A 16,548-nucleotide genomic window follows, 5' to 3' on the forward strand; every position below is an offset into this window, starting at 1 on the left:
GAACAAGATACACCGCTAGCCCTTTTATTGTTTAGGAAGAGCGTATAATGGAGTTTAGACTGGAGGTCATCTAATTGAATAAAAAGAACTATAGTATCGTCGTAAACGGAGACATATACATCAATCAGTTGTTTTACAATTCTCCACCCATCAATCAGTGTGGGCTAAGCTGGCAGTCCAACAATATCTTTAATAGTTTTTCTATTGGTGGAGGGGCGATAATGCTTGGTGATTTGATAAAAAAGGCTACAGCGAAAGATGTGGTAGTTCCTTATGCAACTGAAAATTTGGAAGGTGTCAATAACCTGGTTGTTTCTCCCGTAGAATTAAAGGCATACAAGGCAAGAAAAAATTCTAACGAAGAGGTATACAGAGTCAATAAATTTTATGGATTTAAAGCCCCGAAAATTGATGGGGAAAATCTTATAAAACTTAAGGATGATATTCAAAAACCAAATTTAGTAGTGTTGGACGACGATAACAACGGGTTTAATTCATCCAACTGACGCAATGATGTTTATAGGTTACGACATACTTTCAGTAGAAAAAGAAGCTGAACCGGTAAATCTCAGCATTGAAGAGATAAATCAATTGGCGGCATTTGAACATACGAGATGGCTTCTTCACAAGAAAAACAGAGGTTGGAACTATGGAGTCGGGATAGATCGAAAATCGAAAGAAGATCCTCAACTCATATCCTACGATCTTCTTAACGAGGATCAAAAGAAAAAAATATGTGAATTTGTTAAACGGTGGCCAAAGATTCTTGCCCACATGAATTTTAAATTAAAAAACACAAAAGGTTATAGGTTGTAGAAGATTTGAATACCTCCCATTCAAGCATTTCTATACATAAGGTCTTTGGTCGAAACTTCCATGATTTTTTTATTATTCATGGGAGTTTTAAGCCATTGATCTTTTATATTTTCGGGTATTATCACGGGCATCCTGTCATGTATAAAAGAAATGCTTTTGGATGCGGGCATTGTGAGTATGACGAAGACTGGAGTATCAAACTCCTTTTCCATCCTATAGAGACCGGCCATGTATATGGTTTTGTCCGTACCGATGGCATACTTCTCTTTTTTTCCGTCTCTGTTTTTCCATTCAAAAAAGTAACTTGCGGGAATCAGACAGCGTTTTTCTAAGTATGATTTTTTAAAAGTGGGTTTTTCGTCGGCAGTTTCCATACGTGCATTTATAAGATGACCTTTGCCGTCAAATTTTGTGAAACCCCATTTCATGAGCGTGGGAGATTCTTGTGTCAGCACCGGCACTGTATCCGTGGGATATATTTCTCCGGTTTTCATTCTGGAAAGAGCGTCACTGCCTTTGTACCTGTTTTCAATGTCGTCGATTATTTTTTTGATTTCAAGCTCTTCCCGGTCATCTGCGATAAAGTATCTTCCACACACAATCCTCATTCCTTTCTTTCCAAAAACCATCTACCCAGACTATTGTCGCCAATATCAGGGCTACGCTCAAAAAAGAGATATTTTTTTTTGTTTTTTATCTTTATCGTGTATCTGTCGCCTTGACCTCCCGCTTTAAGAGAAGGAGCCTGCCTTACATCAAGGACTTTGTCGATTTCGTAGGTGGAACCGTCTTCCCAAACCAACGAAGTGGGAATCATTTCTCCGTCGGTGGTGAAAGATGCGGTAACATCAACGTATACTTTTGGATCACTCATTTAAATCACCGCAAATCAAATATTTTTTAAAAAATTAGAATTGGAGACAAAGGGAGGATCTACCACCTTGTAGCCTTTTCTTTTTAAGATCCTGAACTTAAAATCCAGGAGCTCCGCAGGTACATCCAGTCTTCTGGCTGCCTGAAAAAAAGAAATGTCGTCATTTAAGAGGTCCAGGACTTCTGAATCATTCATGAGTACGTCAGCAGCAAAGATGTTGGCCTCGTATTCAAATATAGAGGTTTCATCAAACAAGGCAAAGTCGTGAAATGCCTTTAGTTTTGAAATTTTTTTGTGGAGTACCGCATGTCCGATCTCATGGGCTATTATTATCTTTTGTATTTTTTCAGGAAGGTCGTTGTTGACTACTATTACCTGCTTTCTGGATTGAATAAGGTAAAATCCCTTGCAGTCGGCCGAACCTGATCCCATTGATGCAAAAATCAAGGATATGTTCATGTGACGACATAAAGATTCGGGATCGTCGGTTTTGTATTGGTGAATGATTTTTTTTGCTTCACGGGAAATGTACTCTATTGACATTTAAATAAACCTCGCTTTTGGCAGGCCTTTAATTATCGCCTTTTTTATTTGAATATGTTTTTCTTGCTTCTTCCTTACATGTCACGTATGCAGTCATGACGGCCTCAAAAAAGGCATCTTTGGCTTCCTGGGTAAGAGTTCCCCCGGCAAAAAGAGCCATGTTTTTTTCAAGAAGTTCGTTGGCTTCCTTTTCGGCTTTAGGGCCGTAAGATTTTCGAATTGCCTCCATGTAGGGATCTTTCTCCATTCCGTATTTTGGATCGTCTACATCTTCGTTTAAAAGGTAATCCACGGAGACTCCCAAAGCTTTTGCCAGTTTTCTTGCAGTTATGCCCCTGGGCCTGGAATTATTGGTTTCGTAAGATGTTATGGTCCTTTGCGAAACACCCGCCTCTTTGGCGAGGGTGTCTTGACTTATGCCCAGATTTTCCCGGGATCGTCGTATCTTTTCTCCAAAAGTTTTCATAGATCACATTCCTTTCCGCTGTGCTGCTGAACGAATAACTTCATAAAACTTCATAATAAGTTGAAGCAAATTCATAGAGATGTTAAGATCTTGATAGAAGTATATGGAAGTTAGTTTCATGATACTTCTTAAAGAAGCGTATGTCAAGACCTAAAAGAATTCTGGGAGGAAAATTTATGGATCGGGACAAAACCATACTTCACAGTGATTTAAACGGATTTTACGCATCTGTAGAGATAATGCTGGATCCTTCTCTTAAAGGGAAGGATGTAGCAGTGTGCGGAAGCACTGAAGACAGGCATGGAATAGTACTGGCAAAATCCGAATCCGCAAAGAAAGCCGGAATCAAAACGGGAATGGTAAACTGGGAGGCAAAACAGATTTGTCCCAATTTGATAATAATACCTCCAAAATATAGTCAGTATCTGAAGTATTCAAAGCTTACCAGGAAAATTTATATGAGGTATACGGATAAGATAGAGCCCTTTGGAATGGACGAATGTTGGTTGGACGTGACGGAAAGCGCGGGCATTTTTGGAGACGGTGAGAGTATTGCTCAGAAAATAAGAAAATCTGTAAAGGAAGAATTGGGTCTTACGGTCAGTATCGGTGTCTCTTTCAACAAGGTATTCGCCAAACTGGGATCAGACATGAAAAAACCGGATGCGGTCACTGTTATAAGAAGGTCTGATTTCAAAGAAAAGGTTTGGCCGCTACCGGCAGGAGAGCTCTTGTACGTGGGGAGATCCACAAGAAAGAAACTTGCCCGTTATGGGATCCTTACCATAGGGGACATATCCTTTGCAGGTGCCGAGTTCATGAACAGAACTTTGGGAAAAAACGGAGTAAGGCTATGGATCTACGCAAGTGGAAATGACTTGTCGCGAGTCACCGAGTCAAATTGGGTCTCTCCCATAAAGACCATAGGTCACGGAATCACGTGCAGTGCGGATCTTTATGATAGTGAACAGGTCTGGAAAGTGATTTTGGAGCTCTCGCAGGATGTGGGTCACAGGTTAAGGGTGAACGAACTTTGCGCCGGTGGGGTACAGCTTACTATAAAGGATAAGGAGCTGTCTTGCAAACAGTATCAGGCACAGCTTCTGGTGCAGACGCAAAGCGCCATGGAGATAGGTAAAAAAGCCATGGAATTATTTGAAAAAAATTATATGTGGGAAACGAATGTGAGAGCGGTCACAGTTAGAGCCATAAATTTGACTGAAGATTTTCAGCCTGCTCAACTGTACGTTTTTGATGATATTGAAAAAAGACGGAAAAGAGAAAAACTGGAAGAAACCATGGAGACGATAAGAGAGAGATACGGAAAAAATGCGATCAAGTCTGCAGTTCTTATGGGTGACATAAAGATTCCCGACAGCAAGATCCACGAAGTGACATTGCCGGGAATGATGCATGAATGATCAAGCAGGATGTGATAATCCATTGACGTAACAATTCAGTTGTGATTAAATTTTAAGAGAGATAAATCATTCCAAAGGAGGATATGAGATCACATGGATATTCTTAACAACATCGATCCGCAACTTAAGAGAGTGTTTGAGAATTCCACCAAAACTGACGTCAAGGCCGATTTGGTGGATATCAGAAACAAAATGCACGAGGTTTTAAAAGGCCTGGAGGGGATATTTCCCAAGAACGAAGCTGTGCGGGAAGAAGAAAAATTTGTTCCTGGTTTCAATGGAAATCCTATAGTTAGGGTAAAGGTTTATTCTCCGACTGAAATTGAGGAGGATACACCGGCGGTAATGTTTATACATTCAGGCGGTTTTTTTCTGGGAATGCCGGAAATGAGCGATGAGCTTTGTAGAAATTTGGTTGAATTTGCAGAATGTACCGTAGTTTCGGTCGATTACAGGCTGGCCCCTGAAAATCCCTATCCTGCGGCCTTTGATGATTGCTATTCAGTGTTGGAGTGGATGTATTCAAATAGTGGAGAATTAAATATAGACAAAGACAGGATAGCTGTTTGTGGTGTGAGTGCAGGCGGAGCATTGGCGGCGGCAGTTTGTCTAATGGCGAGGGGATCGGAAGAGATAAATCCGTGTTTTCAGGTCTTGATGTACCCGGTTCTAGATCACAGGCATATAACAAAGAGTTCCAATGAAATTTCAGATACAAGGACATGGAGCACTCAAATGTCCAAAAAAGCATGGAATGCATATCTTAAGAATGTTGATAAAAATAATGTGCCTCAGTACGCATCACCTGCCATGGCGAAAGATTTGGCAGGTCTGCCCAGAACTTACATCGCAGCCTGTGAACTGGATATTCTAAGGGATGAAGCTATAGAATATGCCATGCGGTTGTATCAGGCAAATGTAGCGACAGAACTTCATGTTCTGCCGGGAACATTTCATGCTTTTGATGCAATGGCGCCTAAATCCGATATAGCCATAAGGTTTGACTCTGAAGTCATAAATGTTTTTAAAGATGTATTCTACAACAAATAGAAGTTTGAGATAGATGTGCAAAAGAGGTCGAATAAATGGACCATGGGAAATTTTTCCCATGGTCCATTTACACATGTATTTATGATTCTTTGTAGGCCAGGTATCCTTTCATGCTTCCTGCAAAGTTAAGAATATTTTCAAAACCGTTTTGTTTCAAGATGCTGATTCCGAGACTTGACCTTACTCCGGAATTACATATGACCAAGATCGTATTTTGCTTGTCAAGCTCTATATGTCGGGATCGCAGATCCGGCGCAGGAATATTTAGTGCGCCTTCGATATGCTGTTCCAGATATGCAAGCCTGTCTCTGGCATCGACCACTGTCAAGTTTTCATCGTGTTTTAGATCTTCATACTCCCTGGGGCTTATTTGGCGCACACTTTCAAAAGGCAATCCCGATGTAGCCCAGGCATGCATTCCCCCGTCGAGATAACCTATGGTATTGTCCAGGCCGACTCTTTGCAGCCAAGTTACGGCTTCTTTAGCTTTTGACAGATTCTCGGCAACCAAAAGGATGTTTTTCTCGGGAGGAAGGACCCAACCGGCAAAAGTGGGAAGATTGCCGGTATTGTCAAGGCAGTATGCATTTGGTACGTGAAGACCTCCAAATGCGAAATAGCTTCGTGTATCCACAACGATAGTGTCTTCATTCATTCGAGATTCGTCAAATTCAATGGGTGACATGAGTCTCATAACGGGAAGTTCGGAAATAGGTTTGGGTCCTTGTGCATTGATCTTGCTGCTTCTTGCAAAGTGGTCAGGGGCCGCAGGCATGTCTTCCGTGAGCATTTTGACAAAATTTTCGATATTTTTTTCCTGTAGCACAGGATTGAATTTTCTTTCGTAGCCTATAGTGGTGGTATATTTGGCACCCATGGATTTTCCGCATAGTGAGCCCGCTCCATGGGCGGGATAAACTTCACAAAAATCCGGCAGTTTCATGATTTTTTCGTGTAGACTGTTGTAGAGCTTTTCAGCAAGTTCTAAAGCCCTGTCAGGAAAAAGATCCGGTCTGCCCGCATCTCCCACAAAGAGAGTATCGCCTGTGAAGATCCCGATTGGATCATCTCCGGTGGCAGTGTCGATGACTACGTAGCTTATGTGCTCCGGAGTATGGCCTGGAGTTTCCAAGACGGAGATCTTCATGTCTTCAATAAAAAACTCATCCTCTTCAGACAGAGCGACATGTTCGAAATCTGCTTCTGCTGATTTTGGCATATAAATTTTAGCTCCTGTTTTTTGGGCCAATTCAATATGTCCGGATATGAAATCAGCATGCAAATGAGTCTCCAGGATATGTGTGATCTTCAAGCCCATTTTCAAAGATTCTTCGATATAAATGTCTATATCTCTTCTGGGATCGATGATTGCACAAGTTTCATTTCCGGCCAGAATATAGGAGCTGTGTGCGATTTTTTCCACATAAAAATGTTTTAAGATCATAAAAAAACCTCCTCGTGATTATATGTAGATCAAATAAGTCATTAAAATTGCGACTGTCAAGAATACAAGGGTCATAATACCGCCGGCTTTTAAGTAGTCAGAATTTTTATACCCTCCGGGAGTCAAAAGAAACGCATTGACCTGATGCGTGGGGAGTATGAATGAGTTTGATGCGCTTACTGCAACCAGTAGGGCAAGTCCGCGCGGATCCAAACCAAAATTTTCCCCCATAAGTATTATGAGAGGAACCAGCAGAACGGTTGCGGCTACATTTGACATAAACAGTGAAAAAAGAGATGCAAGGATGGATATGACGGCCAGTATGGCCAAAACGTTCCAACCGGATATCGATCTAACGATGAAATCTGCCGTAAATTTGGCACTTCCGCTTTTTTCAAATGCTATACCGAGAGGAATCAAACCGGCAAGAAGAAAAACTGTTTTCCAATCGATTGCTCTGTAAATTTCTTCTTTGGGCATCACTTTCGTGATTATCATCAACAGAGCTCCTGTGAAGAAGCCGAGAGAAAGCTCCATTCCCAAAAGTATCATCGTAAGCGACACTGCAAGAGACATAAGTGCCATCCAAGGATTGCCGTCTTTGGGTATATGCTCAGATGATCTGCCCTGGTCGACAAGGATCAGATTTCGATTGTTCTTTAACTGGTTTATGTCATTCCAACGTCCGAAAACCACTATCTCTTCACCGGACTGTAAGGGATAGTCGAAGTTTTCGATCATATCACCCTCCCTGTTTAGAAAAGCCACAGGTTCCACATTGAAATTTTTTCTGAAGGCAACTTCTTGAATTTTCTTATTTTTGAAATTGGAGTTGGGTGGGATTATCAATTCAGCAAAACCTGCATAATCTTTATCTTTAATGTCCCTGAACACTTGGAGATCTTTTTTTAGTGGGAGTGAATAGTTTTCTGAAAAAATAGTCACTTTTTCTTTTGAACCCAGTACTGCCATGACTTGACCACTTTTGAATCTTGTTTTTCTCCAGGGAGCATAGTCCGTACTTTGAGATTCGTTGAGTGCAATGATATGAAGATCGTAACCGCCCCAAAGATTGATTTCCTCTATGGTTTTACCTATGAGGAGGCTGGTTTCGGGGATCGTTAGCTCGTATACGGTTTCAGGAAGGTCGTACAGATGTTTCAAGTAGTCTTGATGATCCATGGAATGATCTTTTTCCGGATTTGGAAGGACTTTGTCGCCCAATAGCAGGAAATACAAGATGCCGGCGGTCAAAAGAGCAAGGCCGATGGGAGTCACGTCAAAAAGATCAAATCGGCTATAGCCCTTTGGCTCTAAAAGATCGTTGAGTACTATCAACGGACCGGAAGCAACCATCGTCATGGTTCCTCCGAGTATTGCGGCAAATCCCATGGGCATGATAATCTTGGATCGAGACGTTTCGGTATTGGCAGACAGCTTGCGCACTACAGGAAGAAACAAGGCGGCTGCACCAATATTTTGCATGAAGGAAGAAACAAGACCTACGGAAAGGGTTATCAGAATCAGGATCTTCTTTTCACTGTCACCGGCCTTGGACATTATAAAATCGGAAAATTTCTTCATGATGCCGGACTTTTCCATGCCATATCCCAGCATCATGACTCCCATTACCGAGATAACGGCATTGCTTGAAAATCCGGAGAAAGCCTCGCTGACACTGATCAAGCCTGTCCAGGGAAGAATGATCATTATGAGCATAGCCGTCAAATCAGCTCTTAGAAATTCGGTGGAAAATAAAATCACGGCCAAAGTAAGGATTCCGTACGTCAATGCTATTTCAAAAGTCATCACTTGCACCCCATATTCGAAAATAAATAATGTATTCCTATGATTTATACCTTAAGCAAATGAGGATAAACTCAAATAAAAAAACAAATCCGATACAAGAGTACCGAATTTGAATAATTTCTAGTTGTTTGTTTTTATCTTTACAAAATAATGGTTTATGTGAGGATGATTGGATTTTCTGGATTGAATTTCAAATTGTTTTAATGAAAGGATCAAAGGGGTTAGTTTGGCATGACCGTAGTTTCTAGTGTCAAAGTCGGGATATCTTATGTTAAGACGTTTTCCGACCTCTCCCAAATATGCCCATCCGTCTTCGTCCGAACTTTCCCGAATGATGGTCTTCAACGCCTCGATCAACTCTTTTTTATTTCCCATGTCGTTCTTTTGTTGACTGGTCTTGGTGCTTTTTCCGTTGCTGGAATAGGACTCATTTCCCGTCGATGCCAGAACTTCAAGGTATTTGAACTTCTCGCAGGCGGATATGAAGGCCATGGGTGTTTTCTTTTCTCCCATGCCGACTACGTACATTCCGGCCTCCCGAAGCCTTGCTGCAAGCCGGGTGAAATCACTGTCACTGGAGACTATGCAAAATCCACCCACGTTTTTTGAATACAAAATGTCCATGGCATCTATGATGAGTGCCGCATCTGTAGCATTTTTGCCTGTTGTGTAACTGTACTGCTGTATCGGCATTATAGAGTAGTTGAGCAATACCGGCTTCCATGAAGTAAGGTGTGGATTTGTCCAATCTCCGTATATTCTCTTTATTGTAGGGGTGCCATGATTGGAAATTTCGTCCAGGATGAATTTTATATATTTGTCTGACACATTGTCCGCATCTATCAAAACGGCAATTTTTCTATCATTTTCCATTGAAACTCTCCTATTCTTCTCATTGATATACCTTATTTCAGTATAGACAAAATTTGAATATTTTACAACCGAAAAAGATTTTAAGATTTGAGCCGGTTAAAGATTTTGGAGATTTTGGAATTAAAAGATTAAAAATGGGTATAATTTCAATCAAAGGAATCATATTCAATAGCGAGGAGAGAAGTATATGAAATTGCCTGAGAAATTTTCGAAAATCTGGTTTCTGATATGGATCGGGATTTTTGCAGTAATTATCGGCTCTATGCTGGCTGTGTCCATGTTGACGGATGCTAAAATAACCGTCGATAATGTCAAAGCGTACGCAATTATCGCACTGGGGGCATCTACGCTCATATCCCTTGGCGGATTTATGGGAGGTAAGGTTTACTTTGTGATATCACTGGTGGTTAATCTTGGGGGCATAGGATACATGATATATTTGTCTATGACAAGGGCAGCGGAAGGTTGGAGCGATCTGGTGTCTTTTGTGTCTTATCTTTTTATCGGATCCGTAGGGATATTGATAGGAATAATAGGTCAGTTGGTAGTATCTATTAGAAAAACCGGAAAAATAGATTGAACTGTGCGGTAATTTTATTGTTGGATTCTAAAATTATGTTATAATGTCTCTTGGCGATTATTGAAAGGAGACATAGTTTTAATGAAAGAAAGAAGTGAATTTTCTGGCAAACTCGGATTTATTTTAGCCGCAGCAGGGTCGGCTGTAGGTCTGGGTAATATATGGAGATTTCCATACTTGGCGGCCAAGTACGGTGGAGGCTTGTTCGTATTGATCTATATTTTCTTCATCACAACATTCGGATATGCAATAATGTCCAGTGAAATAGCCATAGGCAGAAAGACTCGTTTGAGCCCTATCGGAGCATATGGAGCCTTGGATAAAAGGTTTAAATTTGTGGGGATCATAGCGGTAGTAGTTGCGGCACTGATCGTGCCATACTATAGTGTGATCGGTGGATGGATAATCAAGTATTTTGTCACGTACGCATCCGGTGGCTATCTGGAAGCTGCAACAGACAACTTTTTTGTAGACTTTATTACGAGCCCGCTGGAACCTGTTGTTTGGCAGGCAGTTTTCGTTTTGATAGGGGCATTTGTGGTATTCAAAGGCGTCAAAAACGGAATTGAAAAGATAAACAAGGTACTGATGCCTGCACTGATAATAATATCCTTGGCCATAGGGATTTATTCCTTGACACTTCCTGGTGCGATCGATGGTCTCAAATACTATTTGATTCCGGATTTCAGCAAGTTCTCCATCGAAGGAGTGTTGGCGGCTTTAGGACAAATGTTTTATTCATTGTCATTAGCCATGGGAATAATGATAACTTACGGATCCTATCTGAATAAAGATGACGAGGTGGGAAGGTCGGTTCGGCATATTGAGATTTTTGATTCCGGTGTGGCGATCCTCGCAGGCTTTATGATAATACCTGCAGTATTCGCATTTTCGGGAGGAAGTCAGGAAGCCTTGAGCGCAGGTCCTGGCCTGATGTTTATAACTTTGCCAAAGGTATTCGCGAGCATGGGATTGAGTTCGCTCATAGGTACCGGATTTTTTCTGATGGTCCTGTTTGCGGCAACCACTTCAGCGATTTCTCTGTTAGAGGTGGTGGTATCGACCATTTGCGACCAGTACGGGCTTTCACGAACCAAATCAGTAGTTTTAACAACTGCTTTTGTGATACTTATGGGAATCCCTTCATCTTTGGGAAATGGGATTTGGGGAAATGTGAAGATTTTAAATCTTGCCATTTTGGATTTCTTCGATTTCATAACCAATGCGGTTTTAATGCCTGTAGGAGCACTGCTGATGTGCGTAATGATAGGATACTTTATCAATATCAAGGACATCCAGGAGGAACTTGGAATTGCAAAGGATCTGGGCAAGCAGAAGTTTTATGGAACGATGATAAAATTCGTGGCTCCCGTTTTTATAGTTTTGATCCTTTTGAGTTCGGTTTTGTCTACATTTGGAATTATTTCGCTTTAGAAAGAAAATATGAACATCCAAATCAGCTATGTCTGAATTGGATGTTTTTGTCGTATTTTGACAATGTTATACAAAATTCCTTGCGCGGTGCTAAAAATTATAATAAGATATTTTATGTTGGATCAAAAGCGCTAAAATACTCTTATGGGGGAAGGTATGGATTTTATAGGCAAAATTGAAAATGGGACGGAGAACAATGACTTTAAAGGTTGCTTCAAAGTCATGAAAGATCTGCTGGATAATTCGGAATTGGGGATGGTTTTGCTCGGTAGAGACTTCAAAGTGATAGATTCAAACGAACAATTTGCAAAAATGCTTGGGTATTCCAAAGAAGAAATATTGAATTTGCATGTTTGGGATTGGGATCCATATACTTCTAAAGAAGCAATGGAAAGACTGTCGATAGAAACTGAAAAACTCAATCTTACCTTTGAAAGTCAGCATTTGACCAAGGATGGCAATATTATCGATGTTTTCTTGTCAATTGACACTGGGATGATGAACGATGAACTTGTATCATTTTGCATATCAGTAGACATGACGGAAAAGAGAAGACTTCAGAGGGAGCTCAAGAAAAGTGAAAGCATGTTCAAGAATTTCGTGGAAAATTCCCAGGATGTAATTTTTGTCATTAACAGGAATTATACAATAACGTATTTTTCGCCTAATGTAGAGAAATTTTATCAGGTTCCACAAAGCATTTTTATAGGACAAAATTACTTGAGTTTTTTGTTGCCGGAATACAGGCTCCGACTCGAAAGAGTCTTTAAGGAAATATTTGAAGGAGAAAAGATACACGGTTCTGCAGAATATCAGGTCATGGGAATCGATGAAAAAAATCACTGGATCGAATCAAATATAAGTTTGTCAGTAGATGAATTTGGGGAACCTGTAATAATTGGTATTTCCCGAAACATTCAAAAGCAAAAGGATTATGAAAAAAAGCTTGAATACCTTAGTTTTCACGATCAGTTGACAGGACTGTACAACAGGGCATATTTCGATGATGCCATAAAAAGGTTTAAAAACGGGCGGTATTACCCTATAACTGTATTTGCCGTGGATATTGATGATTTGAAGATAATCAATGATAATTTTGGCCATCACACAGGTGATCAGCTGATAAAAAGGTGTGCTTGCCTTCTTAAAAAAATGTTTAGAAAAGAAGACATCATTGCCAGGATCGGTGGGGATGAATTCGTTGCCATTCTTCCCAAAACAAATGAAGCCGTTGCCAAGGCAATATCTGATCGGATAGCCTGCGAGTTGGAAACCTTCAATGAAGATTACAGGCACAAGCTCAAATTCTCCTATGGTTTTGTAACGGAAGAAAATGAAAAGATACCGTTGTTTGATATTTACAAGAGATCGGATCATATGCTTATAAATAAAAAGAAAATCAAAAAAAGTTAAAAGATAAAAGACTCCGTTAGTAAATTGATATGATGCCTTTAAAGTAGACACTCTAATTAATAAAAAGCGGAGTCTTTTATAAATTCAATTAAAGTATTATCCTGCCCAAAGCAGTAGCTGAGATCGTGGTACTGAGAAACATTCCTTCAGGAAGCTCTTTTGCAAGGGATTCGTTGTAGTCTCTTTTGAGCGTGACCGAAATGTCACCTGTGGCTCCGCGAAGTTTCGCCTCGTGGATTGCGGCATCTTTAGCTTCTTTTTTTGCTTCTTCCAAAGCCTTTTCGTAGCTGTTGGTGTACGTATTTGAGTGTTTTCCGAAGACGATGAAGCCGTCCCCTTCCGAATCGGGTTTTACTGATATTTCCACGGTTGCGGATACATTTCCAACGATTGCGCCCAGAGCATTGGCAACTCCTGCATTTTCCGGAATAACGCACTTGGTATTCAGTGCATCAGCCACTTCCGGAAGAAACAAGTGTATTGGTGCGCCCACACCAACGAGGGAAGAAGGCATTTTGAAATTCAATTTTATTAAGTTGTCACTTTCCGGATTTTTAAATGCATCCCAGCTGTCTCTGATAAGTCGCTCCGTGTTGTAATCCAAGCCATTATTTTTATAATCGGAGTATTTGTCTTCCAAAAGCATCCGCACTATGTTGAAGTACATTTTTTCCTTGACCAGATCGTAGACTTTGTCTGCAATCGAATCTATGGGTATTCCCAGCCTGGCAGAGACATATTCTGCTGCATAATTTGAGGCTTCTCTGTCAAAAAGATTGAAATCGCCTTTGACATGCATCATATCTGTAGGAGTCAACCCGCATCTCATTATGATGCCTTCTTTTTCAAGTCTGTCTATTCTGTTGAAAAAAAGTTTCTTTTTTACTGTCAGAGCTGCTTCGGCGTAAATCATGGGGCCATTTTCCTTTAGTGCCGTACACAGGGCGCGTTCATCGGCATTGTATTTGTCGCTGTCGGTAATGTCCTTGACCAGATAAAACAGCTCGTGTTGAGGTTCGTGGGTTATTCTTCTGGATTTCGCGAGGGATTTGAGTTTTTCTCTTATTTCGGGATATCTCTTGGCAGCTATGCATACAGGAACGACCCTGGCATTGCCCAGGGAGATATCGCCACTATTGTCTATGACGACCCTGCTGTCACCTCCAAGACCAAAAGTGTCTATATAGACGGACTTGACAAAGGTTTGCCACTTGCCAACCTTTACGCCATCGTGAGCTTTGACAGGTACGGAATCTTTTACGATGGCCAAGTCCGTGGTAGTTCCACCCATATCGACTATTACGCAATTCTCTTCTCCAGTAAGCTCGATCCCCCCCATGACGCTGGCGGCCGGACCGCACAGAAGAGTTTCTACAGGTCTTATTGTAGTGAAATTTTCACTCATAAGGCTGCCGTCGCTTCTGACAATGACAACAGGAGCGTTGACATTTCGTTCCTTAAGAGAAGTTTTGATCGCATCCAGGAAGTCTTTTATGACCGGAATGAGCCTGGCGTTCAGCAGTGTGCTGGAACCTCTTTTAATGTAGTTGAGGTCTGAGAACAGTTCATGTCCGCATATGGTATTGAGCTCATAATTTTCCATGATCAATTCCTTGGCCCTTTGTTCCGTTGTGGAGTTCCGTACCCCAAGTTGTTGCACTACTGCCACGGCATCAGCATCGGAGATCCATTTTTCAACGTCTTTCATGAAAGTCTCCCAGTTGGGTTCCTTGATTATTTCGCCTCTAGTATCAACTTTACCGTCCAGAAAAAACATTTCATTTAAATCCGGCAGTCCGTAGTTTTTGCCTGTCTTTAAAACAATATCCTTGTCTGCGCCGATAAAAACCAGTTTTCCCCGACCACCCTTTTCTTCAACGCTTGCATTTGTAGCCAATGTCGTGGACAAGGAAACGATTTCAGCTTTCTGGATCTTGTCTTGCGGGAGCCCGTCAAGGGCGCCGCGGATACCTATGGCTAAATCTTCCTTTGTAGTAAGTGATTTTGCAGAACTAAGTATGGTTTTGGTCTCGAAGTCATATAGAACAGCGTCTGTATAAGTTCCACCTGTGTCTATGCCAATTCCCAGTCTCATAAATTCGCCTCTTTTCAAATAGTAATAATGATAAAAATATTATAACATAGAATTAATTTTCGAAAAGGTTAACTAAATAACAAGAAAAATCGAACTAAATTTTATATAGTGAAATTCATTGCACGGAAATTTTGTTTTTGTGATTCGTTACATGATTAACAGATTAAAAATGTGGTATCATTGTATCAGAAGGGAGCTGGAAGATGGATTATTACACACTAAACAAAAGAGCCATAGTCGAATACATCAAAAGCGGAGAGAAATCTCCTCGCAATTTTTCCATTGGGCTTGAGTTTGAACATATAGTCATAGATAAAACCACTAAAAGAAGCATCAATTATTTTGAAGAAAACGGGGTAGAGAGAATACTCAAAGATTTTAAAAATCTCGGGTGGAATATCAGGGAAGAAAATGGTCACGTACTGGCAGCTGAAAAAGACGGCGATCTGATTACTCTCGAGCCTGGTGCACAGATCGAGCTCAGTGCTAAAAATTCTGTAAATCTGAGAGAAATCGAAAAAAGATATCTGGCTTTTTTGAGGGATATAAAGCAAATACTCAAAAAATACGATTTTTCTTTGATCGCTCTGGGATACCACCCAGTTTCAAAGATCGAAGAGATCCCGTTTATTCCAAAAAAAAGATACGAATACATGGCGAATTATCTGGGGAAAAAAGATGTTCACGGCCACAACATGATGAAGGGAACCGCTTCACTGCAGGCGGTGATCGACTACGAGAACGAAGAAGATTTCAAAATGAAGTATAGGACTGCCAATTTTCTTGGACCGATTTTATCCTTGATTTTTGACAATACCCCGATATTTGAAGGAAACATATGGGAAAAAAATTTGGCCAGGACACATATTTGGAATCATGTCGATAAAGACAGAAGCAGAGTTTTGCCGGGTTCCTTGAATAAAATTTTCGGTTACGAAGATTATGCGGAATATGTTTTAAACAAGCCGGCAGTAATAAGTATGATAGACGGAAAACCGGTTTTTACCGACCAAGAAATCGTGAGCGTAGTTTACCAGGACCGTATCATGAACAACGAAGAAATCGAACATGTCCTTTCAATGTTTTTTCCGGACGTAAGGGTAAAAAAATATATAGAGCTAAGAATGTGCGACAGCGTGCCGTATCCTTACAACATGGCACTGGGAGCTATAATAAAGGGGATTTTCTACGACGAGTCAAATTTAAAATATTATTTTGAAAAATCGAAATCTTCGAATGACCATATTATACAAAATTTAAAGGATGAGATGATCGAATCCAGGGTCATTGACCAAATTCATATTGAGGCTGCAAGAGAATTACTGGAAAGAGCCGAAAAAGGTTTGGAGATCAATGAAGCCAAGTTTATTCAACCAATTAAAGAACTCCTTGAAAAATATACGAACATGTCCACTTTGATAAAAAGGGGTTTAAAGAATGGAAATGAAGATACGCTTGCGACAGCCTTGGCGGACAACTTTATTTCCGAGTAAAAAGTTATAACGAACAGATCCTAAGACCGGTGAACCCGGTCTTTATTTTACGATAGTTGTCTTATAATAAGAGCAGGGCGTCAAAGGTGCTTATGTAATCTTATGTAATATGTCAATAACTTGAGAAAATGTCTCTTTTTTTTAAAGTAATTATCGTTAGAAAATGTCTCTTTTTCAGTCTGTCTCATATTAAATTGAGACAGACTGTTGTTTTTCAAAGAATAATTCGTAAAGAAA

Annotated in this window: 16 protein-coding genes; 8 read left to right on the forward strand and 8 right to left on the reverse strand. The window is 40.5% G+C overall.

The features are described from left to right. Positions 1-74 precede the first annotated feature (74 nt). Positions 75-506 carry a hypothetical protein gene (locus tag IWB18_RS09875; RefSeq protein ID WP_195683457.1) on the forward strand — a complete coding sequence of 144 codons (432 nt, stop codon included), beginning with the start codon at positions 75-77 and terminating at the stop codon, positions 504-506. A gap of 7 nt (positions 507-513) precedes the next feature. Further along, positions 514-816 (forward strand): RyR domain-containing protein, encoded by a 303-nt coding sequence (locus tag IWB18_RS09880; protein ID WP_195683458.1) that lies wholly within the window; start codon positions 514-516, stop codon positions 814-816. Between the two features lie 20 nt (positions 817-836). On the opposite strand, the gene IWB18_RS09885 is transcribed toward IWB18_RS09880, so the two are convergent. Genes IWB18_RS09885 through IWB18_RS09900 form a run of 4 tightly spaced genes read right to left on the reverse strand, consistent with a single transcriptional unit; the run spans position 837 to position 2,699 of the window. Continuing rightward, the gene (locus IWB18_RS09885; RefSeq protein WP_195683459.1) at positions 837-1,424 is read right to left on the reverse strand and encodes an SOS response-associated peptidase; all 588 of its coding nucleotides are present in this window, start codon (positions 1,422-1,424) and stop codon (positions 837-839) included. Continuing rightward, positions 1,421-1,690: a hypothetical protein gene (locus tag IWB18_RS09890; RefSeq protein ID WP_195683460.1), complete on the reverse strand. Its 270-nt coding sequence runs from the start codon at positions 1,688-1,690 to the stop codon at positions 1,421-1,423. The genes IWB18_RS09885 and IWB18_RS09890 overlap by 4 nt, the downstream gene beginning before the upstream one ends. 15 nt (positions 1,691-1,705) lie before the next feature. Beyond that, the gene (locus IWB18_RS09895; protein ID WP_195683461.1) at positions 1,706-2,233 is read right to left on the reverse strand and encodes an ImmA/IrrE family metallo-endopeptidase; all 528 of its coding nucleotides are present in this window, start codon (positions 2,231-2,233) and stop codon (positions 1,706-1,708) included. Between the two features lie 28 nt (positions 2,234-2,261). Then, the gene (locus IWB18_RS09900; protein WP_195683462.1) at positions 2,262-2,699 is read right to left on the reverse strand and encodes a helix-turn-helix domain-containing protein; all 438 of its coding nucleotides are present in this window, start codon (positions 2,697-2,699) and stop codon (positions 2,262-2,264) included. Positions 2,700-2,875: 176 nt separating this feature from the next. Here IWB18_RS09900 and IWB18_RS09905 point away from each other — a divergent pair, with 176 nt between their 5' ends. Both IWB18_RS09905 and IWB18_RS09910 read left to right on the forward strand, forming a co-directional pair. Continuing rightward, complete coding sequence (locus IWB18_RS09905; protein WP_195683463.1) at positions 2,876-4,120, forward strand: DNA polymerase Y family protein; 1,245 nt, start codon at positions 2,876-2,878, stop codon at positions 4,118-4,120. Between the two features lie 93 nt (positions 4,121-4,213). Further along, the gene (locus IWB18_RS09910) at positions 4,214-5,170 is read left to right on the forward strand and encodes an alpha/beta hydrolase (protein WP_195683464.1); all 957 of its coding nucleotides are present in this window, start codon (positions 4,214-4,216) and stop codon (positions 5,168-5,170) included. Positions 5,171-5,249: 79 nt separating this feature from the next. On the opposite strand, the gene IWB18_RS09915 is transcribed toward IWB18_RS09910, so the two are convergent. The 3 genes from IWB18_RS09915 to IWB18_RS09925 form a co-directional block, all read right to left on the reverse strand. Beyond that, complete coding sequence (locus tag IWB18_RS09915; protein WP_195683465.1) at positions 5,250-6,614, reverse strand: MBL fold metallo-hydrolase; 1,365 nt, start codon at positions 6,612-6,614, stop codon at positions 5,250-5,252. Positions 6,615-6,632: 18 nt separating this feature from the next. Next, on the reverse strand, positions 6,633-8,423 hold the full coding sequence (locus tag IWB18_RS09920) for an SLC13 family permease (protein WP_195683466.1): 1,791 nt from the start codon (positions 8,421-8,423) through the stop codon (positions 6,633-6,635). A 120-nt stretch (positions 8,424-8,543) separates the two neighbouring features. After that, positions 8,544-9,296 carry an NYN domain-containing protein gene (locus IWB18_RS09925; protein ID WP_195683467.1) on the reverse strand — a complete coding sequence of 251 codons (753 nt, stop codon included), beginning with the start codon at positions 9,294-9,296 and terminating at the stop codon, positions 8,544-8,546. 187 nt (positions 9,297-9,483) lie between these two features. Here IWB18_RS09925 and IWB18_RS09930 point away from each other — a divergent pair, with 187 nt between their 5' ends. The 3 genes from IWB18_RS09930 (at position 9,484) to IWB18_RS09940 (ending at position 12,723) form a co-directional block, all read left to right on the forward strand. Next, complete coding sequence (locus IWB18_RS09930; protein WP_195683468.1) at positions 9,484-9,876, forward strand: hypothetical protein; 393 nt, start codon at positions 9,484-9,486, stop codon at positions 9,874-9,876. Positions 9,877-9,957: 81 nt separating this feature from the next. Beyond that, positions 9,958-11,310 carry a sodium-dependent transporter gene (locus IWB18_RS09935; protein ID WP_195683469.1) on the forward strand — a complete coding sequence of 451 codons (1,353 nt, stop codon included), beginning with the start codon at positions 9,958-9,960 and terminating at the stop codon, positions 11,308-11,310. Positions 11,311-11,466: 156 nt separating this feature from the next. Further along, complete coding sequence (locus IWB18_RS09940; protein ID WP_195683470.1) at positions 11,467-12,723, forward strand: sensor domain-containing diguanylate cyclase; 1,257 nt, start codon at positions 11,467-11,469, stop codon at positions 12,721-12,723. An 88-nt stretch (positions 12,724-12,811) separates the two neighbouring features. Here IWB18_RS09940 and IWB18_RS09945 read toward each other — a convergent pair whose 3' ends face one another. Next, positions 12,812-14,818, reverse strand: coding sequence for a hydantoinase/oxoprolinase family protein (locus tag IWB18_RS09945; RefSeq protein WP_195683471.1), 2,007 nt, complete (start codon positions 14,816-14,818; stop codon positions 12,812-12,814). 203 nt (positions 14,819-15,021) lie between these two features. On the opposite strand from IWB18_RS09945, the gene IWB18_RS09950 reads away from it, so the two are divergent. After that, positions 15,022-16,311 (forward strand): glutamate-cysteine ligase family protein, encoded by a 1,290-nt coding sequence (locus IWB18_RS09950; protein ID WP_195683472.1) that lies wholly within the window; start codon positions 15,022-15,024, stop codon positions 16,309-16,311. Positions 16,312-16,548: the final 237 nt, after the last annotated feature.

Source organism: Alkalibacter mobilis, from assembly GCF_015594845.1.
Taxonomy (GTDB): Bacteria; Bacillota; Clostridia; order Eubacteriales; family Alkalibacteraceae; genus Alkalibacter; species Alkalibacter mobilis.